22 protein-coding genes are annotated in these 21,194 nt (G+C 37.9%); 11 read left to right on the top strand and 11 right to left on the bottom strand.

What is annotated here, in order from left to right:
- Positions 1-355: 355 nt before the first annotated feature.
- The gene (locus tag H1P_RS17425) at positions 356-532 is read right to left on the bottom strand and encodes a YqaE/Pmp3 family membrane protein (RefSeq protein ID WP_144869663.1); all 177 of its coding nucleotides are present in this window, start codon (positions 530-532) and stop codon (positions 356-358) included.
- A gap of 235 nt (positions 533-767) precedes the next feature.
- Here H1P_RS17425 and H1P_RS17420 point away from each other — a divergent pair, with 235 nt between their 5' ends.
- A complete protein-coding gene (locus H1P_RS17420; protein WP_144869666.1) occupies positions 768-1,133 on the top strand; it encodes a phage holin family protein in 366 nt (121 codons plus the stop codon).
- A gap of 102 nt (positions 1,134-1,235) precedes the next feature.
- Here H1P_RS17420 and H1P_RS17415 read toward each other — a convergent pair whose 3' ends face one another.
- Both H1P_RS17415 and H1P_RS17410 read right to left on the bottom strand, forming a co-directional pair.
- A complete protein-coding gene (locus tag H1P_RS17415) occupies positions 1,236-3,875 on the bottom strand; it encodes a chloride channel protein (RefSeq protein ID WP_144869661.1) in 2,640 nt (879 codons plus the stop codon).
- Between the two features lie 182 nt (positions 3,876-4,057).
- Positions 4,058-4,330 carry a DUF6439 family protein gene (locus H1P_RS17410; RefSeq protein ID WP_144869659.1) on the bottom strand — a complete coding sequence of 91 codons (273 nt, stop codon included), beginning with the start codon at positions 4,328-4,330 and terminating at the stop codon, positions 4,058-4,060.
- Between the two features lie 53 nt (positions 4,331-4,383).
- Between H1P_RS17410 and H1P_RS17405 the strand changes: the two genes are divergently transcribed.
- The 3 genes from H1P_RS17405 (at position 4,384) to H1P_RS17395 (ending at position 7,101) form a co-directional block, all read left to right on the top strand.
- The gene (locus H1P_RS17405; RefSeq protein ID WP_144869658.1) at positions 4,384-4,734 is read left to right on the top strand and encodes a sll0565 family protein; all 351 of its coding nucleotides are present in this window, start codon (positions 4,384-4,386) and stop codon (positions 4,732-4,734) included.
- Positions 4,735-4,958: 224 nt separating this feature from the next.
- Positions 4,959-5,819, top strand: coding sequence for a hypothetical protein (locus H1P_RS17400; protein WP_144869656.1), 861 nt, complete (start codon positions 4,959-4,961; stop codon positions 5,817-5,819).
- Between the two features lie 280 nt (positions 5,820-6,099).
- The gene (locus H1P_RS17395) at positions 6,100-7,101 is read left to right on the top strand and encodes an AAA family ATPase (protein ID WP_144869653.1); all 1,002 of its coding nucleotides are present in this window, start codon (positions 6,100-6,102) and stop codon (positions 7,099-7,101) included.
- Here the strand turns inward: H1P_RS17395 and H1P_RS17390 are convergent.
- Positions 7,057-7,317 carry a hypothetical protein gene (locus H1P_RS17390; protein ID WP_144869651.1) on the bottom strand — a complete coding sequence of 87 codons (261 nt, stop codon included), beginning with the start codon at positions 7,315-7,317 and terminating at the stop codon, positions 7,057-7,059. The genes H1P_RS17395 and H1P_RS17390 overlap by 45 nt on opposite strands.
- Before the next feature lie 94 nt (positions 7,318-7,411).
- Positions 7,412-8,236 (bottom strand): ATP-dependent sacrificial sulfur transferase LarE, encoded by an 825-nt coding sequence (gene larE / locus H1P_RS17385; protein ID WP_144869649.1) that lies wholly within the window; start codon positions 8,234-8,236, stop codon positions 7,412-7,414.
- 191 nt (positions 8,237-8,427) lie between these two features.
- On the opposite strand from larE, the gene H1P_RS17380 reads away from it, so the two are divergent.
- Entirely contained in the window at positions 8,428-8,883 is a 456-nt protein-coding gene (locus tag H1P_RS17380) for an RNA-guided endonuclease TnpB family protein (protein WP_144869647.1), read from the top strand.
- 28 nt (positions 8,884-8,911) lie between these two features.
- Here H1P_RS17380 and H1P_RS17375 read toward each other — a convergent pair whose 3' ends face one another.
- Complete coding sequence (locus H1P_RS17375) at positions 8,912-10,168, bottom strand: sensor histidine kinase (protein ID WP_144869645.1); 1,257 nt, start codon at positions 10,166-10,168, stop codon at positions 8,912-8,914.
- 211 nt (positions 10,169-10,379) lie between these two features.
- The gene (locus H1P_RS17370; protein ID WP_144869643.1) at positions 10,380-11,153 is read right to left on the bottom strand and encodes an ABC transporter permease; all 774 of its coding nucleotides are present in this window, start codon (positions 11,151-11,153) and stop codon (positions 10,380-10,382) included.
- A 520-nt stretch (positions 11,154-11,673) separates the two neighbouring features.
- On the opposite strand from H1P_RS17370, the gene ndhN reads away from it, so the two are divergent.
- From ndhN to H1P_RS17355, 3 genes are all read left to right on the top strand, one after another.
- The gene (gene ndhN / locus H1P_RS17365) at positions 11,674-12,141 is read left to right on the top strand and encodes an NAD(P)H-quinone oxidoreductase subunit N (RefSeq protein WP_144869641.1); all 468 of its coding nucleotides are present in this window, start codon (positions 11,674-11,676) and stop codon (positions 12,139-12,141) included.
- Positions 12,142-12,298: 157 nt separating this feature from the next.
- The gene (gene mutL / locus H1P_RS17360) at positions 12,299-13,996 is read left to right on the top strand and encodes a DNA mismatch repair endonuclease MutL (RefSeq protein WP_144869639.1); all 1,698 of its coding nucleotides are present in this window, start codon (positions 12,299-12,301) and stop codon (positions 13,994-13,996) included.
- A gap of 188 nt (positions 13,997-14,184) precedes the next feature.
- On the top strand, positions 14,185-15,381 hold the full coding sequence (locus H1P_RS17355) for a cytochrome P450 (protein WP_144869637.1): 1,197 nt from the start codon (positions 14,185-14,187) through the stop codon (positions 15,379-15,381).
- Positions 15,382-15,616: 235 nt separating this feature from the next.
- Here H1P_RS17355 and H1P_RS17350 read toward each other — a convergent pair whose 3' ends face one another.
- The gene (locus H1P_RS17350) at positions 15,617-17,158 is read right to left on the bottom strand and encodes a B12-binding domain-containing radical SAM protein (RefSeq protein ID WP_144869635.1); all 1,542 of its coding nucleotides are present in this window, start codon (positions 17,156-17,158) and stop codon (positions 15,617-15,619) included.
- A 255-nt stretch (positions 17,159-17,413) separates the two neighbouring features.
- Positions 17,414-18,034 carry a vWA domain-containing protein gene (locus tag H1P_RS17345; protein ID WP_144869633.1) on the bottom strand — a complete coding sequence of 207 codons (621 nt, stop codon included), beginning with the start codon at positions 18,032-18,034 and terminating at the stop codon, positions 17,414-17,416.
- Positions 18,035-18,327: 293 nt separating this feature from the next.
- Here H1P_RS17345 and H1P_RS17340 point away from each other — a divergent pair, with 293 nt between their 5' ends.
- Positions 18,328-18,768, top strand: a complete 441-nt coding sequence (locus H1P_RS17340; protein WP_144869631.1) for an AAA family ATPase — start codon at positions 18,328-18,330, stop codon at positions 18,766-18,768.
- Positions 18,758-19,522, top strand: coding sequence for a tRNA(His) guanylyltransferase Thg1 family protein (locus H1P_RS17335; RefSeq protein WP_144869629.1), 765 nt, complete (start codon positions 18,758-18,760; stop codon positions 19,520-19,522). The genes H1P_RS17340 and H1P_RS17335 overlap by 11 nt, the downstream gene beginning before the upstream one ends.
- A gap of 38 nt (positions 19,523-19,560) precedes the next feature.
- On the opposite strand, the gene H1P_RS17330 is transcribed toward H1P_RS17335, so the two are convergent.
- Positions 19,561-20,364: a creatininase family protein gene (locus tag H1P_RS17330; protein WP_144869665.1), complete on the bottom strand. Its 804-nt coding sequence runs from the start codon at positions 20,362-20,364 to the stop codon at positions 19,561-19,563.
- 129 nt (positions 20,365-20,493) lie between these two features.
- Between H1P_RS17330 and H1P_RS17325 the strand changes: the two genes are divergently transcribed.
- Positions 20,494-20,751, top strand: coding sequence for a hypothetical protein (locus H1P_RS17325; RefSeq protein ID WP_144869627.1), 258 nt, complete (start codon positions 20,494-20,496; stop codon positions 20,749-20,751).
- 259 nt (positions 20,752-21,010) lie between these two features.
- Here the strand turns inward: H1P_RS17325 and H1P_RS37505 are convergent.
- A partial coding sequence (locus H1P_RS37505; RefSeq protein ID WP_222427097.1) for a hypothetical protein occupies positions 21,011-21,194 on the bottom strand: 184 nt, incomplete at its 5' end.

Below are 21,194 nucleotides of genomic sequence, written 5' to 3'. Positions count from 1 at the left end.
AGACGCGGAAGCGATGCTCGTATTGTTTAGTAATCTATTTAGTTGCTATTGGAGTTAGTTTGTTGAAGCCCCCAAATGCTGTACAAAATTCCCCTATTTTGTCGCTAAAAAACAGTATCAAAGTACTTGCTTTCGGGAGAATTTTGGTAACATTGGTCAAAAACTGTCGGCTCACAACCCTTACATTATGGAAGTCTGAGAGAGTGAGTGTCTATGTTTTCCTTCGGGGAAGCATGGAGTGCAGTAGCTCGAAAAGAAAAGCAAATCAAAAAGCTTTTACAAGAGCTTTGGCACTCCATTAGGAAAGTATTCAAGTAAATTGGGAAAGCCGATAAATTTCTAATAGGGATGCTATTTAAACATTTGCTTGTTCGGACTGTTTAGATAGTATCCATAAAGCATGAATTACTCCTGGTATCCAACCCAGCAAAGTGAGAACTATATTAATAATTAATGCAGAGCTAACACCTGTGGCTAAAAACACTCCTAAAGGTGGCAATAAAATTGAAGCAACAATCTGAATAATATTCATGGTAAGATTTTAGCTATTTTTTTATACGTAAGTATCTATTAGTATCCTAATTTTATTAGGATTTTGTCCTCTATCCCAGGTTATATGATTAAGTATTTTTTATGCTTTTATGGGGGTTAATTGGTCAGAAAAATATATCTTTTAAGAGATGTCCCCAGTACAATAAAAGAAGAAAATGAATGTTATCAGATTAATCGTAAATCTTAAAAAACATCAATTTCAAGGAGAAAATATTATGTTAGGCAAGCTTTTAACAATACTTGCTACTGCCCTTAGTTTATTAGTAGTTGATATTATTTTCCCAGGAGTTAACCTGGCTAACTTCCCCGCAGCAATGATTGCAGCTGTGGTAATTGGGGTTGTTAATGTGGGAATCAAGCCAGTTATTTCTTTGTTGTCTCTCCCTGCAACTATTCTAACTCTCGGTGCATTTTCTTTAGTTGTCAATGGCTTGTGTTTTTGGTTAGCCTCAGCTTTTGTTCCAGGATTTAGAGTAGCTGGATTAGGTGCATTTCTAATCGCACCAGTAGTATTATCTTTGGTTAATACCTTCTTGACTAATTATTTTGCAGAAAAATATCCTGAGTTAACTGAACAATAAACGGCATTGCATAAAAAAGATTAAAAATCTCAGAGTAAAAGGGTCGATCTAGTTTTTACTCGAACAAAAACCCAGCAATTTATGGTTCAGGGATGTAGTATGCTACGTCCCTATTTTGTGTCCACTACGGACAATAATTACCGTTGTGGAAACTTTGCGAACAATCTCTTTAGGAATATTGCCCGACATCACATTTTGCAGCATTCCTTCACTACTAGCACCTAAGACCACTAAATCATATTTTTCTGCGTTATGGAGACGAAGAATAGCTTCTGGGACAGAATAAGCCCTAATAGGAAGAGCTTTTACTGCCAGATTCGTGTTATTGGCGATCGCTTTTGCTAATTTCCGAATACTATAAAAGTTAAATGCTCCTTGATTTGGTGTATAAACTTGACACAGGGTAACTTTGGGAGTGTGAGCAGAGTTATATAAACTAGCTAAACCAGGTAAAATTTTAATTGATTGTTGGATATTATTGCCCCCCGCTGTCGGAATTAACCATTTTCCGACTTTTTTATCGACACTTTGGGGAAAACAATTATTATATGTACCTAGTTTAATTAGTACTAAATCGCAAGTTGCTTTTTCAATTAAAGTATCCACTACATTACTAAAAATATTTTCTGGAGTCAGATGTTTTCCTCTCCATCCCGTAATTAATAAGCAGATTTGTTCTTGGATCAGAGTTTCTAAAATAGCTGCGGAAACATTGTTAGCAATTCGCACTTGGGTATGAACAGGAATATTGCTTTTGCGCCCTAATCTTTCTAGGCGTTGCATTAAATGGCGAGCATCCCCAGTTTTTACTTTAGCTTGAGCAGGATAAATATATTTGGGGACACAAATTACCTGCAAACATTCAATCTCGTACTTTTGATATTTCGCTATTGCTATTGCGATGTTCATTAATGGCTTAGCATTTTCAGGATTGGAAACGGGTAATAAAATACGTCCTCTTCCTGTAGCGGGGGAACGAGTTTGATAGGTAATATAAGAAGGCTCTGATTGTTTACAAATTTCGCGATCGCCCAGTAATTGTTTCGCTTCTGCTTTAATAATGTCACTGCGGGTAATAATCCCTATTAATTTATTCCCTTCTGTTACGGGTAGCCGAGATAACTGATAACGATTGAGTAAATATAAAACATCCGCTAAAGAAGTCTTAGAATTAACCGTTATTGGCTGAGGAGTCATAATATCGTGCAACAATCCCACAGCATTTTCTCGTCTAGCATCAGCGATATCTGATTGAGTCACAATACCCACCAGTTTGCCATCATCCACCACAGGAAAGCCCCGATGATGAGACTGCGACATAGCAGCAATTGTCTCTTTAATAGATATCTGGCTCGAAAGAGTTTCTACCTGAGATTCCATGACATCAAAAGCAGTGAGTTGCGATAAAAAATCACGAGTAGGAGTTTCTTCTTTAAAGTCAATGCCACTAACTTCTAGTAGATGTTCGTATAAAGAGCCACGGGATACCCCCTCGGCGGTAATATAAGCGATCGCGCAGCTAATCATTAAAGGCAACACTAAATTAAAATCCGCCGTCATCTCAAAGACAATCACAATGGCAGTAACAGGTACTCGAACTACGGAAGTAAAAAAAGCTCCCATCCCAGCCAAAGCGAAAGTATAGGATGATTCTGTGCCAATGAGATTGACTTCTGCCATGCCTACTAAATAACCCAAAGCCGAACCCAAAACCAAAGCAGGAGCAAAAACACCTCCAGGAGCACCAGAACTATAAGCCAATATAGTCAGAAAAAAATGCGCCATAAAAGCGATCGCTGTAATTTGCCAAGTTAATTCTCCAGCAATCACAAATTCCCTTAGCCCAGTATTGTCTCGAAAAAATTCAGGTAAAAAAGCAATCACTAAACCTGAAATTAAACCTGCTAAACCGACTCGTAACGGCATCGATATAGGAAGCTTACGATTCCAACGTACCCCAAAAATGATCCCACGATTAAATAACCCTCCCAGCACTCCTGCAAGAATTCCCAAAACCAAGTAAAAAGGAATCTCTTCTACCGCAAAACTACTTCTGCTATTAGTATCCAGTAACACTTGGGGTAAATTGAGATCGCTAGAGTTAAACAATCGTGAAACTACCGCTCCCGTAAAAGACGCTGCGATCGCTGTTTCTAAAGTCAAGCCAGAAGCATCCCGCATCAACTCCTCAATGACAAACAGCACCCCTGCAATTGGCGTATTAAAACCTGCTGCTAACCCTGCTGCTGCTCCTGCTGCGATCGTTTGACGGCGATTTGTGGGGGAATTAGGTAGCCAACTACTAATTTGGGCTGCGAGGGCTGCTCCAATATGCACCGTAGGACCTCTTCTACCCAAGGTTAAACCAGCCCCCAAAACAAAAATTGTACCTAAAGTTTTTACTAAGGCTACTCGCAAATTTAATTTAATGGGGTAACGAGCCAAAGCTGCTTTTACCTGGGGAATTCCGCCCCCTGCTGCTGCGGGTGATAGCAACTCCACCGCCCAACCAGCCAAAAATCCCATTACCAATCCAATCAAAGGTAAAGCCCAACTCGCGCCCCACGCACGAGCTAATTCCAGACGATAGCCCCCTAATAAACCTACCCCTTGCTTGAGTAATAAGGCTGTCAAACCAGAAAAAAATCCGATGGCACAAGCCTCTATCAATGCGTAGCGGGTATCTACAGAGCTTGTGGCAAGTACTCTGGAATTCCACCACTTAGCAAGCAAGTTTTTCATTATTTAATAAAAATTTTTCGCAGCTTGAGACTCTTCAGCGATCTCTTTCTAGTTCTATTGTCTAACTGCGATGGCATAAAAGCAAAGAATTGAGGGCGTTACTCCCGAAGGGAGAAGGTAAAAGGAATTAGTAGCAAGCACTAAATCAAACAATTTGCCTCTTACCTCTTACCTCTTACCCACTACTTTTTATCAGGACAGCCAGGGGCTTTCAAGGATTTATCCAGCCATCCCGTCGCTTGTTGAAGATGATTGAGAGCTAATTCTGGTTTGTCTTTCAGTAAAAAGATCATCGCAGAAGCTAATTGTTGTCCTGCTTGGGCTTTGCGATCGCCCTGAAGACGATGCCAGTCACGATGAGAAATTGCCAAGCGTTGAGCTAATTCTTGAGCCAATTCTAAAGTAGTAATATCTTGTAGCTGTTCTGCGGGAGATGCTTTAGTAGTTTCTGACATGAGTTAATATCGTAGAGATTTTTAGCTATATTTCCTTAATTGTAATTTTAACGATGACTTCCCGTGAATCTCCCGTCAATCCTGAAAATAATCTTGAAATAGAACAAGCTCTAACCGAAGTAGAACAAACTTTAAACGAATTAGAAACTCGCTATCAGCAAATAAAAGAAGATTGGCAACGCAAATCGGTTCTAATTGAGCAGCAACAAGAGCTAGAATTGCAAAAAAACGATAATCCTGCAAAAGAACCCATTAAGACTCAACTACATCATCTTAAAAAAGAATTAGAAAACTTAGAACTAAATTTAGAAAGTCTTTTATTACCCGATCTATTTTGGCAGGTAGTGCGCTTTGTAGGAATTGGAATTGTTGTCGGTTGGGCATTAAAAGCGATCGCTGGATAAATTTAAAACGCTCTCAATAATATTTTATAAACTACTATGACACCCACACAACAATTATTGAAGTAGTATTAACTTAATTGATTTTTAAATCAATAAAAAGTACATGGTTTGTATTCTTTGTTGGTAAAGCGATCGATTAATTAGAACTGATTTTTGGGAATTATAAGTTAAGTATAGTGTGACGCTTACCTTTAAATTTTTATGCAATCTATTAAGCAATTTCTATGGATATCGAACAAGCAAGACAACTAGCAAAAGATGAAACCACAGCACCAGAAATATTAAGAGAACTAGCAATAAATAAAGATTATCAAACTCGCAAAAGTGTCGCAGAAAATCCGAACACACCAACAAAAATATTATTGAATTTAGGTGCAGAGTTTCCTGAAGAGCTATTAGATAATCCTATTTTTAATCTACTTTCGCTAGAAAATCTGAATCTAATAGAAGAATTACCTTTTGCTACGAAAAAAAGTTTGCTTAAATGTGAATCTGTTCCACAATCGCTTATAGAATGGGCAGTAAAATCATCTAATGAAGAAATATTACTTGCTCTTACAATTAACTCTATTACCAACAATAAAATTCTAAATAATATTGTTAATAGTACAAATAATAAATTAGCTGAATCGGCAAGACTGCATATTAATCATGCTTATAATAATACACAGAATCAAGATAAAATTTTAGTAAAATCAATTTTAAGATACTACGCTATAAATAATAGAGACAACAATATAGACATACAATTACAACAGTTTTTATTGAATTTGAGACACGCCAGGAAATACAGCAGAAAGACAAAAATAAATGATTTACAGTCTAAAGTAAAATTGATTCAATTTCCCGAAAATATTATTAAATGTTCTAAAAATAGTTTCTCTTTTATACGCTTCATTTCTTTGTTTCATTCTGAAATATCTCCATCTTTGTTATCTCAAAATGCTAAATCAGATTGTTGGTTAGAAAGATACGCCATTGCACAAAATCCCAATACACCTCTTCCTATTATTAAAAGATTAGCAAAAGATGGTAATCGAATAGTTCGCGCTGCTGCAAAAGCACAATTAGAAAGCAAACATTAAACCTCTCTGCGTTCTTCCTTTGCGACTTTGCGTCTTTGCGCGAGATAAAAATTATCCACAGATGAACACAGATAAACACAGATAGATTTATCGGTTGGATTCAATATTTAAAAATTTTTGGATACTATAAAACTTCTTTTTGCGTAAGAAACAATAATATCTGTGACATTCAAAACACTTTTAAAACTGCTATCTGAAGGGCGCAAGCCTTGCGCCCCTACTTGCTACCTCCGAGCCAATATTTTTCTTATCCCCACCAATTAAAAAATTACGATCAAAAATGACACCAACCCAACTAAAAGCCTATCTCAATCAACTCGTCAACCAAAACATCAAAATTAGTACGATGATTTGGGGTGCGCCTGGAATTGGTAAATCTAGTATTGTCTCTCAAATCGCCCAACAACATAATATAGACTTTGTAGATGTGCGCCTTTCTCAACTCGCCCCTACAGACTTGCGGGGTTTACCCGTCGCCGAAGACGGTATTTCTAAATGGTATCCCCCCGAATTTCTTCCCAGGGAAGGCAAGGGTATTTTATTTATGGATGAATTGAATATGGCACCGCCAGCCTTACAAGGAGTGGCACAACAATTAATTTTAGATCGTCGTGTAGGTTCTTATATTGTTCCCGAACAATGGTATGTATGGGCTGCGGGAAATCGTAAAGAAGATCGGGCTGCGGTGTTTGATATGCCAGCACCTTTAGCTAATAGATTTTTACACTTACAGGTAGAGGCGGATTTTGAGAGCTTTAAAATCTATGCTTTAGAAAAACAAGTACACGAACAAATTATCGCGTTTCTTTCTTATCGCTCCACATTGTTACACAAATTTGCTCCTCAGCAACCCGCTTGGTGTTCCCCTCGCTCTTGGGTAATGGCAAGTCAATTACACTATACTGGTTTAGATATTGCTTCGGCAGTAGGAGAAGGTGCAGCAGCCGAATTTGCAGCTTACATCACTTTATACAGAACACTGCCCAATTTAGCTCCGATCTTACAGGGAAAAGGTAACGCGATCGCTTTTCCTGAAGAGCCTTCTGTGAGATATGCCACTACCACGGGTTTAACTGTTAGAGCTACTGATGCGAATCAAGCCTACAATGCTTTTGACTGGTTAAGCGATAAAGCTACTGCCGAATGGGTGCAACTATTTGCAGTAGATATGTTCCGCCAAATGCGTATTAAAGGGCAAATGGGTGCATTGGCAAAATTAGTTAAAAAGGATAGCAAGTTACAGAAGTTTCTCAAAGATTTTCAAGAATTGGTGGGAATCTAACATCTGAGACGAATGACAAAAAAATAGAGGAGGAATAATTTCCCCCTCTTGAGATTTGTTTTGTTTTTTGCCTTGAATGTCTTGGTTTTGTTTGAGCTTTTTGCGGAGTAACTTTTCTCGCTTTCTTAACTGTCTAGCTCTAGCTGAACCACCTTTGCCTTTATAGTTGCGCCCTCTTTTACGAGGAGATTCCCAACTTTTTAGTCTTTCAACCACAGTTGTACCTTTTATTCAATTGTTGTCACCTTCTATATTATAGCTTGTATTACTAATAATCAACAGTTGAAGACAGAAGCAATAGCAATAGTTTTCAATTCTTAATTTCTAATACTTGATTCAATTTACCACTACGATAACCTTCTAAATCCAGAGTGACATAGAGAAAACCTAACTCTTGAAATTTGGCTACTAACTCAGGCAAATCAATATTCTGCACAAACTGTTTAATTTTATTTGGTGGTAATTCAATTTTTGCCGTATCTTCTTGCGATCGCACTCTCAAATTCTGGTATCCTAGTTTACGCAAGTATACTTCGGCTCTACCGACTCTTTGTAACTTGGCAATAGTAATTTCTTCTCCATAGGGAAAACGAGAACTTAAACAGGGTTGAGCGGGTTTATCCCACCATTTAAGCCTCAATAAACGAGAAATTTCTCTCACTTCTAGTTTGCTAACTCCTAACTCTGCTAAAGGCGATCGCGCTCCCCTTTCTTTGGCTGCTTGAATACCAGGGCGATAATCATGAAGATCGTCAGCGTTTACACCATCTACCACATAACCATAACCACGAGCGATCGCTAATGGCTTGAGAGTATCATGAAGTTCGCTTTTACAAAAATAGCAGCGATTAACAGGGTTAGAAGTATAATCAGGGTTATCCATCTCTTGTGTCTCTACAAGCTCTTGTTTAATCCCAATTTCGGCTGCTTGCTCCTCGGCATCAATTAATTCTTCTGGTAATAGAGAAGGAGAAACAGCAGTAACCGCTAAAGCGCGATCGCCCAAAACATCATAGGCAATTTTCGCAACTAAAGTGCTATCGACTCCTCCAGAATAGGCGATTAATGCCCGATCCATCTGAGAAAATAGTTTTTGTAATTGTGTTAATTTTTTTTCTGCGGTTAAAGTTGGCATTCTCAAGCTTTGAACTGACTATATCAAAAATATAACAATAAATTAAGTCAGGAGTCGTAATGTCAGGAATCGTAGAGACGCAAAATAAGAAATCTCGACAAAAGTTAGGAGTTATAAGCCACAATTACTAACAATATTGTTTTGTTTGACGCTACTGATTACTGAATTACTGATTGAGGTGACAATTAAAAATAGCGCGGATTAATCGTCGAATCAGCAATATCCGTCGTGACTATCTTCATAAAATGACCAGTTATATTGCGAAAACCTGGTCTAAGGTTGCGATTGAAGATTTGTGTGTTTCTGGGATGTTGGCTAACCGCAAATTAAGCCAAGCTGTCGCTGACCAAGCATTCTATGAGTTTCGTCGTCAGCTTGAGTATAAATGCTCTTTGTACGGTTCTGAATTAGTCATCGTTGACAGGTTTTTCCCTTCTTCTAAAACTTGCTCGAATTGCCAAGATATCAAACAAGATTTAACCTTGTCAGATAGATGGTTTACCTGTAATAGCTGCGGTGTGTTTTTGCCAAGAGATTGGAACGCTAGTATTAACTTAGCTAGGTATGCGGACGGCTTGTCCGTTAAAGCCTGTGGAGTAGTTAACGCCGACGTTGCTACTGTGAAACAGGAAGTAATGAGTGTTTAATCTGGCAGAGTCCAGGTTTGTCCATGATTTATAAAGCAGGAATAGAAACAGTAAAGCAACTACCTTTTCCTACTTCTGAGGTGAGGGTAATATCGCCTCCGTGGAGTTGAGCAAGTTTGCGAGATAAAGCTAATCCTAAACCTGTACCTTTATGTTGGCGATGGAGAGGGGTGTTAATTTGTTGAAAGGGTTGAAACAGTTTAGCTGAGTCTTCTTTGGAGATGCCAATACCTGTATCAATGATGGAAAACAGTAGCATTTTTGAGGTTGCTTTTACCTGTAGAGTAACTGAACCTTGCTCTGTAAATTTAACCGCATTGGATAGTAAATTAATCAGAATTTGCTTGAGGCGTAAACTATCTGCGTAGCAAAAATCAATATCATCAGCGATATCTATAATTAATTCTAATTCTTTTTCTTTAGCTTTACCTTGCACCATTACTAGAGATGCATCGCACACATCTTCTACGGGAACTTTATCTGGATAAAGTTCTTCGTGATTGGCTTCTATTTTAGCGATATCTAAATAGTCGTTAATTAATTCATAAAGATGATTTCCTGATGTTAAAATGCCAGCAATATATTCTGTTTGTTTAGGATTTAATTTGCCATAGATTTCATCTTTGAGCATTCTGGCAAATTGTAAAATATTAGCCAAAGGACTTCTTAAGTCGTGATTAAGATGGGCAAAGTATTCTTGATTGGTACTATTGTCTGCCGTTTTCAATTCAGAATTTTGATTTTTTAGCTTGATTATTTCTTGCTTTAGTAGATTGATTTGTTGCGATAATTTTTTGAAAGTTTGAGATTGTTGTTGAATACAACTAACTAATCTTGTTTCTAAAATATCGGGTAAGCTAGACAGCTTATGTCTCAATACATAAGCATTTATACCAGATTGGATACAGGCGATCGCCATTTCATCCCCTAAAGGCTCTGTAATCAAAACTAAAGGAATCCTGGGAGATGAATCGTACCACCAAGCTAATTCTGGAATGGGATGAGATACACTATAGTCATGAGTAGATTCTGGGTAGTAGGAATTACTATTATTATTAGAACAATAGTTATAGAGAATCAAGTCATATTGATATTCCGATAATGCTTGACTATAGCGATCGCAGGTTACGGAATGACAATTAAGTTCAACTGTCATTTGTTGCAAAACTTGCTCTATTTCTTGTAAGAAAACAGGATTATTATCTGTGACGATTAGTAAATGATGAGCGTCACAGAAAGCGTCTGGCTTTTTTCCTAGCTGCAAAGTTAATCCAGTATTGGACATAAAATAACTGGGTTTATTAAATTTGGGCTTGAACTGGCAGATCGTCAATGCAAATACTTATTAGTTTTTACTGAAGATGCGCCAATTTATATCAATTTAGGATAAACCTCCACCAACCATACTAAATCTATCACGATATGGCTAGATTGTGATTGGTGAAGCATTTAAAATACACATTAATCCATAGCATTTTATACATAATGATAATATTCTAAAATTCTTTTTGAGAAAAAATTGTGATTGCAATTACTAACAGTAAAGTAGTATATAGCAAGCCATAAAGACCATGACTAATAAGTTCTCCGCTATCGGGTAATAAGCCATAGACTGCATCATTTTTTAAATTCAGTCGAGATAAGTCTGGTAAGACCAAATAAAGACTGGTGGTTAGACGTTCGATACTGGGATTTTCGCTCAATTTGCCGAGTTCTACTAAATCTTGGCTAAAATGCCCCATTAAATAAACACCAAAGCTTAATAAAGTCGCCAAAATAGAACTGGTAAAAACACCGAACACTAAAGCCACAGCCACAATCAGAGCTAATTCTATCAACAGATAAACCGCAGCAATTAAAAGAGCATTTGTGGGATATTCAATGCCAGAGAAGCTTAACATTCCCAAATAGATAGTCATCATGATGGCAATAGTAACCACCAAAACTGCCCATAAACCCAGATGTTTGCCGACAATTAATTCTGCTTTACTAATTGGCTTGGGAATTAACATCAAAAGAGTTCGCTTTTCAATCTCCTTATTGATCATAGCCGTACCAGTAAAAATGGCGACTACAACACTCAAAATAGAGATCGCACCAATGCCAAAATCCAATAAGATTTTTTCGTGAGTACCAGCAGCAATTTCGGGGATAATCCTTTGTGCCAGTATCAGTAGTAAAGAAAAGAAACCAATAAAATAAAGAATGCGATCGCGGATCGCTTCTTGAAAGCTGTTTTTGGCAATCGTAAAAACTCTGATAGGATTCATCGATTTAATACGGGAAAATCATGATTTAAGTTTGGTCAATAAACCTAGTCTTCCCAAAATCATCAGTAAATTAAACAATTATGAGATACCAAAAAAAATGACTCAGCATTTCTCTCACGATCTTGCTTAATTCTTTTTAGGTAAAATTGCGTCGAAAAAATCGATAGTATTGTGAAACCAAAGCAATAGTGGTTGCCAATCTTCTGAAGGCTTTTCCCACCAAGAAAGACGGTAATTTAACCAATTAGTTTTTACTTCAATACCATAAGTGGAAGAAGGCTACGTGGTGAGTTTAATTCCCCCACTATGCAAGCTTGTAGCTAATAGCTTATAGCCGATAGCTTATAGCTATCGCGTAGCGATTTTAAACCTGGATAATTTTCTGGCTCACTAATTAGCTTATGGGCTTTTGCCACAGATTGAGGAAGGTCTGGCATCATCTAAAATATAAGTGTTAATAAACGTAAGATACCGCTTTACAATGGAATCTAGGCGCAATTTGTAAGTTAGTAAAAATCATATGGCACTAATTATTACTGGTAAATCATTTATTCGCGATCTCGAAAAATCTGGTGCTTTAGGAGTATATGTCCCTTTAGAGGGAGGTATTGAAGGACGTTATCAAAGACGGGTGAGGGCTGCTGGATATCAAACTCTGAACATCACGGCTAGGGGTTTAGGCGATTTGGCTGCTTATCTCACTACAATACATGGTATACGCCCTCCTCATTTGGGAAAAAAAACTATTGGACAAGATGCAGCCGTTGGTCAAATTTATTATGTGCCACCTATTGCTAATTATGAGCTAGAAAGCCTACCTGCTAATTCTAAAGGTTTAGTTTTATGGATTATAGAAGGACAGATCTTGTCTCGCCAAGAAAAAGAGTATTTAATTAATTTGCCCAAAAATGAACCCAAAATCAAAGTAGTGTTAGAAGTAGGTGGCGATCGCTATATCCATTGGCAACCTCTCGCAGAAACTCTATAAGGATGAGGGATGAAGAATAAATTATGAATAATTGAACAATTATCCTTGTTCTAAAATGAAGTAGTAAAAAACTTTTTGGGGTTTTGGTATATTACCAAAACCCTTAATTGATTAATAAGGTATTTCAGGCAGTTCACAAACTAATGCCAACGATTTTATGTCTATTGAAACTTTACCTGCTGAAGTAATCGATCTGATAGCTGCGGGAGAGGTGATTGATTCTTTGCTCGCCGTAGTCAGAGAATTAGTGGAAAATGCGTTAGATGCCAAAGCTACTAGAGTAAGTGTTTCTTTGTATCCCGAATTATGGCAAGTACAAGTTGCAGATAATGGCAGAGGAATGTCTTTGGAAGACTTAAAAATCTGTGCTAGCCCCCACAGCACTAGTAAGATTCGTAATAGTAAAGACTTATGGCACATAACCAGTTTGGGTTTTCGGGGAGAAGCTTTACACAGCATTTCTCAAGTGGCAGATTTAGCTATTTATAGTCGTCTCAAGGGTAGATTAGATGCTGTAGGCTGGAAAGTCGATTATCAACAAGGAACAGCTATTACAGAAGAGGCTATTGCGATCGCTCCTGGGACGATAGTTACTGCAAGTAATATTTTTGGACAATTACCCGTGCGTCGTCGGGGTTTACCAGCCCCATCAAGACAACTCAAAGCAGTACAAAGGTTAATTCAGCATCTTGCTTTATGCCATCCTGAGATTACTTGGCAAGTCAAACAAAACGATCGGGTGTGGTTTCATCTTAGTTCGGGAAATAATGCCCAACAAGTCTTACCCCAATTTCTCCGCAAAGTAAGCAGCAGCGATTTGCAGTATTTAAGATTAATCGAACAACAAACAACAATCAACCATCAACCAGAATACATTCATCAACCCGCAACTATTGAACTAATCTTAGGATTACCCGATCGCCTACATCGTTATAAGGCAGACTGGATTAAAGTAGCAGTAAATGGTCGGGTTGTCCATTGCCCAGAATTAGAACAAGTTATCATTGCAGGAATGGCAAGAACTTTACCCCGCGATCGCTATCCTGTAGCTTTTTTACATCTCCATCTCGATCCTTCTGGGATAGATTGGAATCGTCACCCTGCAAAAGCAGAAATCTATTTACATTCTCTCGAATATTGGCAAGAAAGGGTTAGTGATGCCATCGCACAGGCATTAAAACTAAATAATAGTAGTGTTCCCCAAACATTTGGCGATCGCAGAATTCAGCAGGTACTCAAAGCAGCCGAAGCAACAGGAAATTACGAATTTGGCTCTTCCTCTCCCGATCAAAAATCAACGAATGAAATTGGTAGTTTAGAATTAAAAGCGATCGCTCAAGTCAATAAAACCTATATTGTTGCCGAACATTCTTACGGTATGTGGTTGATTGAACAACATATTGCTCATGAAAGAATACTCTACGAACAATTACAAGACGAATGGCAAATTATTCCTTTAGATACTCCAATTGTGTTAAATAACCTGCAAAAATCTCAAATCGAACAATTACAACAAATTGGCATTGATATTGAACCCTTTGGCGAAGGATTATGGACAGTCAGAAACGCCCCTGAAGCCCTAGCTACCAGAGAAGATTGCCAAGATGCCTTACTAGAACTTAGTTGGGGAGGAGACTTACAAACCGCTCAAGTAGCTACCGCCTGTCGCACCGCAATTCGTAATGGTACGGAGCTAAACTTAAAAACCATGCAAAATATCCTAGATCGCTGGCAAAATACCCGCAATCCCCGTACTTGTCCCCACGGAAGACCGATTTATCTCTCTTTAGAAGAAACTACACTATCGCGCTTTTTCCGTCGTCATTGGGTAATTGGGAAAAGTCACGGAATTTAAGTAGAATAAATTGTATGTATAAATTATGTCTTAAGTAAGTACGGTGATTTAAAACGAAAAGATAATCTACTTTTTATTAATCTATTCAGCAACGCCATAGGTTTTATAAAGCTCCCAAATGGGTTCTAAATGGGAAAATGAGATCGCTTTGAATTCCCTCAGACCGCAAAATTCGCTAAAAGCAGATTATGACTACACAATTCGATCCATTTTCGCCAAAATTAAAGCAAGATCCTTATTCCATCTATAAGTATTTCCGTCAAAACGATCCCGTGCATTGGGGAAAACCTATCAAACCAAAACTACCAGGTGCATGGTACTTATTTCACTATGAGGATGTGGTCTCATTTTTAAACAGTTCCCTATTTGCTAGAGCTTCATCAGAAAGCAAAACAGAAAGCCAAAAAAGTACAGGGGTGGATTCTGCTTCTTCCCTTCGTAAAAGGTGGCTTTTTTCTTTAGATCCTCCCGAACATGGTCAAATTAAATCTTTAATTATCCCTGCCTTTCAAGCTAGATCGGTAGAAAATTATCGCTCCCATATCTCTCAGAGAATTACAGAGATCATTACTTCTCTTTCTCCCCCAGTTCAGATAGATTTTGTCAAGGATTTTGCTTTTCCAATCACAACAAGAATTATTGCCGATCTATTAGGCATAGCTGAAACAGAGCTTTCTCAATTTCAAATCTGGTCAAAAAAGATCGCAGATGGGATAGCCTTACAAAACGACCCTCAAGCAATCGCCCAAGCTGATGAAGCCACGAAGCAATTAGCAAATTACTTTCGCAGGACGATCAAAGAACGAGAAACAATCAATACTCAATTATTACCTGAAAAAGCGCAAGAATTTCTCACAGAAAAAGACTTGGTGGCTCATCTGGTTCAATTTATTTTTGCTGGTATTGAATCTACTAGCAATCTAATTGCCAATAGTTTATTGTGCCTATTTAGATTTCCAGAGCAACACAACTTACTTCGGCAAAATCCTGAATTAATTCCCCAAGCTGTGGAAGAATTTCTTCGTTTTGAAAGTCCGACCCAAACAACCGCAGCTAGAACTTGTTTGGAAAAAGTTACTATCAACGGTCGAGAAATTCTCCCTGGACAAAAAGTAATTGCTGTTTTAGGTTCTGCTAATCGAGACGAAAAGATTTTTATCAATCCAGAGCAATTGGATATAACCAGAGAGCCAAATCCACATATTGCTTTCGGTCAAGGGATTCACTTTTGTCTTGGAATTCATTTAAGTCGCTTGGAAGTGCAACAAGTGTATAAGCAACTTTTTCAAAACTATGCTTCAATCGCACCTATACCCTATTCTTTAAGCTGGCGATCTAATTGGGTTATTCGGGGACTGCACTCTTTACCAATTAGACTTAATTAAAATGTCAAATATTAGTTGGGAAAAATCAAGCAGAGCGATCTCGGAATTTTGCGATCGCTTTTTTTGAGAGAGACGACGATCGCGCAGAGCTTTGAACTGCGCAGACAGCGTAAAAGCTGCCACTGCACACACAGCGATCAGGCGAAGCCTGGCACTGCCGCGATCGCCAATTCCGAAGAAGATCGCCCTTTTTGAGTCGCTATTTTTTTAAGTTATCAATTGTTTCTTTTCCTGGTCATGCCACCATACTTTTAGGACGACTTGCCAAATACGCTTCTAATTGGACGTTGATTTTATCGGTTACAATTTGGCGGTATTCGATAAAATGCTCTAAATAAGCACAAGCTATTAAATACAAAGGTATAAGTTTCGGACTACGCATCAAAATTCGCCCTAAATTCGCCCAAAATTTCCATCTAGTATCTCGCAAGATTCCTTGTCGCCAACAGATTGTTAACAGTGCTTTAATAGATTTACTATCGATTTTACGTTTGCCAGAATGTCTGGGAATACCTAATATCATAAAATAGCGGAAGATTCGGTCTAAGTAAGTTTTAGGATCGTATAGCTGATAAAAACCATTGACGTATTCGTTGGCAATATCTTCAATCGGGCGAGTAGGAACAAAATTCATCAAGGTAGTTTGGTTAACATTCGCTCCTCGATCTAATAAACGTCCTTCTTTTTCTAAACGATGCCACAGTGCAGTATTGGGTAAGGCTTGAAGCATACTAAACATTGCCATGGGGATTCCTGTTTGCTCCACAAAACTGACAATGCGATCGCCAGCACCCGATTTTTCATTATCAAAACCAATAATAAAGCCCGCCATTACTTGCAAGCCATAGCGGGTAATTTTATCTACCGACTCACTGAGAGGATCGCGGGTATTTTGGAATTTTTGGGTTAAAGCAAGACTGGCTTCGTCTGGGGTTTCAATGCCGAGAAAGACTTTTTTAAAGTTACATTCTGCCATCAAATCCAATAATTCGTCATCTTTTGCCAAATCTACCGAGGCTTCGGTATCAAAACTAAAGGGATAGTCTTTTTCTCGCATCCATTCTTTGAGTTCTTTTAGCAACAGCTTGACATTGCGTTTATTGCCGATAAAGTTATCATCCACCATAAACACACCATTACGCCAACCCAGTTCGTAGAGATAGTCTAACTCTTTAAGTAGTTGTTTTGGTTCTTTGGTACGGGGTTTACGCCCATAGAGAACAATAATATCGCAGAATTCGCATTGGAAAGGACAACCACGGGAAAACTGCACTGACATATTGTCATAGGCTTCAAAATCTAATAAATCGTAGCGGGGTATAGGAGTGTCTGTAACCGCAGCTTTTTCTGTTGACCTAAATTTACCGCTTGTTTCACCTTGAGAAATGGCTTCGACAAACAGGGGAATAGTGATTTCCCCTTCATCCAAAATCAGATAGTCAGCAGAGGCGACATCTTCTGGTACAGATGTTGCATAAGGACCGCCAATAGCTACTCTTTTATCATGGGCGTGAGCTTCTTGAATTGCCAGCAGCATATCATCTTTTTGAACAATCATACCTGAAAGTAGCACCAACTCTGCCCATTGCCATTCTGCTGCTGTGACCTGGCGTATATTACGATCTACTAGCTTATACTCCCATTCTTGAGGTAACAGACCTGCTACAGTGATTAACCCTAGAGGGGGTAACAATGCTTTTCGACCAACTAAAGCAAGGGTTTTTTCAAATGACCAGAAACTTTGAGGAAACTCAGGATACAACAACAAAACGCGCATAGAGATTATTTATCCTCGCACCAAATTAAATAGCTTAGTACAGCCTACCGTTAGACGGATAATTTTGCAGGAAAATTAAGCTTTTTGTCCGAAAGGGACGGCTATATTGAGCGATCGGTAATTGACAATCAGTTATCAATATTAATTATTTGATTTAATGTGCTCAATCAATTTTGGTATTTAATCGTTTACTGATGAGTGATTACTGCTTACTGTTTAAACACCGTCCCTAGATTGTATTGTGAGTCTGTTTATTTAATCTGTAATTGCTTTCATGAGGACTTCTGCTAACGTTAAATCTTCCATTTCATCCATAGTGATAGTATCTACAATGTCAAATTTTGCTCCAGCAGATTCTAACTGATCGTCTAAAGCCTTGAGATACTGAGTTACTTTGGGATCTTTTCCTACTTGAATCAGAGAAATCCCTAATTCTTCGTCTCGATCTAACTGACGAGAGACTTCAATAATCACCCGCATGACTGCTTTGCGATCATCTGGTTCACCATCAGTGATAACAACAATGGTTTCTCCATTGGGTTTGCTTTCTCCTGCGGATTTGCGTCGAATATAGTCATCTAAAGCATCCGAGAGAACGCTAGCTAAATCAGTCTTCCCCATAGGTTCATTTTCTTGATAAATCTGGGTTACTTTATCAGAAGTGACATTATCGTAGCGACGGAAACGACCAGAAAATAGATATACTGTAATTCCATCAGGGTCAAATTGTTCGCATTCTTTAGCCAAAGCCAGGGTAGATTCTTGGGCTGCTTCCCAACGAGTTTTACCCCCTACTTGGTCGCCAACGGACATACTACCACTTTTATCAATGATTAGTGTGTAATCTCGATCTTCTACAAGAGAGCCATTAGACATAATTAATAGCCTGCACCTTTTATAATTTATACGCCTACAGCCTATTACACTACGAGAAAATTGCCCTCAAAAATTCTCATTTTTCACATAATTTAGTATCTGGGTTACTTGGCGATCGCTTTTTCTGTTAAATTGCTACTAAGATCATCACTCATTTTTGCTTGATAAAAAATTGATTACAACTAGGCAATAATTAAACTTAAGTTTGTTTTAATCGATGTCGATGTACAATATCGCTACAAAAATCAGAATAAAAATATTAGTTTAGAAAAAATTTTTTGCAGTCTATTAACATGGAAGCTATAATTTTTATTGGTTTGCAAGCTGTGGGGAAATCATCTTTATATCGTGAAAAGTTTATTAATAGTCATATTCGGATCAATCTGGATATGCTAAAAACTCGACACAGAGAAAAAATACTATTTAATGCTTGTTTAGAAGCCAAACAATCTTTAGTGATTGATAATACAAATCCTACTATAGAAGATAGAAAGCGTTATATCATTCCTGCCCAAGAAAAAGGTTTTAAGATTATTGGCTATTATTTTAAATCCAATCTAAAAGAATGTAAGATCAGAAATAGAAAACGCAAAAATTCAATACCTCTTGTTGGTCTTTTAGCTACTTATAAAAAATTGCAAATTCCTAGTTATACAGAAGGATTTGAACAGCTATATTATGTAAGTATTGGGGAAAATAATTCATTTATTATTGAGGAATGGAATGCAGTTTGAAATCCTAGATAAAATAATGCGGATCTATGAAACTGCTCATGACCATTCTGTATTGCCAGGTATTTATATGGTAGCGAGATTGGACGGACGTAATTTTACTCGTTTAACAAAAGAAAAACATCAGTTTAAAGCCCCATTTGACAAACAGTTTCGAGATTATATGTTAACTACAGTGGAGCATCTAATGACTTGTGGCTTTAAGGTTCTCTACGGCTATACACAGAGCGACGAAATTTCTTTACTTCTAGATTTAGTAGAAGATACTTTTAATCGTAAATTGAGAAAGCTTAATTCTGTTTTAGCTTCAGAAGCCAGTGCTAAATTTTCTCTTTTATTGGGTAATATGGGATGTTTTGATTGTCGTATTTCTCAGCTACCTAATATTAGTTTAGTGGTAGACTATTTTCGCTGGAGACAACAGGATGCTTATCGTAATTCACTCAGTTCTCACTGTTATTGGTGTCTACGTCGTGGTGGATATTCAGCTAGAAAAGCTACCTCTATGATGAGTGGTTTATCTCAAGCTGATAAGCATGAATTACTATTTGAACATAACATTAATTATAATGATTTACCGTCTTGGGAAAAAAGAGGTTCAGGCTTATATTGGGAGTCATATCAAAAAGTAGGATATAATCCAATAACAGAAGAAGATATTGTTACCAATAGAAATAGAATTAAACGAGATTTAGAGTTACCGATGAAAGATGAATATAGTCAATTTATTCTAAATTTATTAGAAACTAGTAGCTAATTAAAATATACTCTAAAGTACAAGAAAATAAATAACTCTTAATTAGCCAACCCTTGAAACTTATAAACATCTTCAATTACAGCTATCCAACCATCAGCCAAAGATGCTAAAATGCGATCGCCTTTTTCTTGAGTAGCAACTGTGGCATCTCCCATCACACCAGTGGTACTTACTTCTTTAGTTAGCCAGGCAAAGGGTAGTTTTCCTTCCATACTTAGCAAGCTCTCTTCTGGAAGATTTCTAGGGTATTCTTTGACTGCCAAATCCATTTTGACTTGTTCTGGTAGCAGAGAAAGCATTAGGCTAGTTTCGGCATCCCCTGCATGAATACCATACTCTAATTCTTTTTCTGTTAGTAGTTCTTGGGCAATATTGGGTACACGCCAAGTAAAGAAAGGAAAAACATTAAAATCAGGATGCTCTTGATGGATATCTCTGGCTGCAATGTCCATAATTTGAGGTTGTCCGCCGTGAGAGTTCATTAGTACCAGCTTACGAAATCCCGCACTGTAGATACTAGCTGCCATTTCTTTAATTACAGATAATAGTGTCTCCGCAGAAAGAGTAATAGTACCAGGGAAGCCATAATGTTCGTTAGATTTGCCATAGTATAGACAGGGTAAAGCGTAGGCAGGAATAGTCTTATCTAATTGTGATAAAGCCTTTCCTAAAACTCCTAAGCTGATAGCAGAATCTACAGCGATGGGTAAATGATGTCCATGTTGTTCAATCGCTCCAATGGGTTGAATAATGACAACATTTTCTTTATTGGGCATTTCGGCAATTTCTTTCCAAGTAAGGTAGGAAAAGTATCGTTTTGGGGGAATAAAACCATGCATCATCGTTTGAGTAGCCAAAAGTTAGTGAATGATGAAATATTAAAATGAACAAAATCTAATAGCAAACGTCATCAACGTTATAATTTAGCTTATGTTACTGTGAACTTTAGTATTTATATAGGCAAAAGATTAATGATTAAATTTTTAATGGGTGTAATTGCTGCTTTTAGTAGTTTTATCGGTTTATTAGGAACGGCTAATTCTGCACTGGCGACTCCTGTTATTAATCAAAAGTTAGCACCAACAACTTATATTTCTGTAGAGCAACCAGTGAATCTCAATGTTAGTAGTTCCTTATGGCAATTAACTAACCAAGATGCTCAAGATATTTTCGATCATTTAGGTTGTGCTTGTGCTGCTTGTTCCCAAACAGTAGAAGTTAACGCTTAAAATTTATCATCAAAATTCTCTAATTACTGGTAAGGTGGGCAATGCCCACCTTACTACCTTCACAATCATTATTAAGCGTTGCCTCATGGTGTTATGATTCAGCAAAATTCTACTTTTTTATTAATATTCAAGAGGCTTAAAGCTTAGAGGAGGGGCTGTCTCTTGGGGAGGTGGCGTATTCTGGGGAAACCCCAGAATCGTGTGACCGCCGTGTTTCCCCAAGAGTTTACATTGTCCTCGAATGGGGATACGCCCCGTCTTAGAGCTTTAAGCTACGAACAGTATTCCTATCGGTTTCATACCTGTCTTGAACGAGTTGCTCATTGAGGGAAACCCAAGGGGCTGATTCTGTCGTTTCACGGCAGAACTTGTAAGCCCCGCCCAAGACCCCTAAAGGACTCGGCTTCGCCGTCGCGCACTCGTTCGCTAAATCAGCAACGCCC

The organism is Hyella patelloides LEGE 07179, assembly GCF_900659865.1.
GTDB lineage: Bacteria > Cyanobacteriota > Cyanobacteriia > Cyanobacteriales > Xenococcaceae > Hyella > Hyella patelloides.
This window is presented reverse-complemented; position numbering and strand designations above follow the sequence as displayed.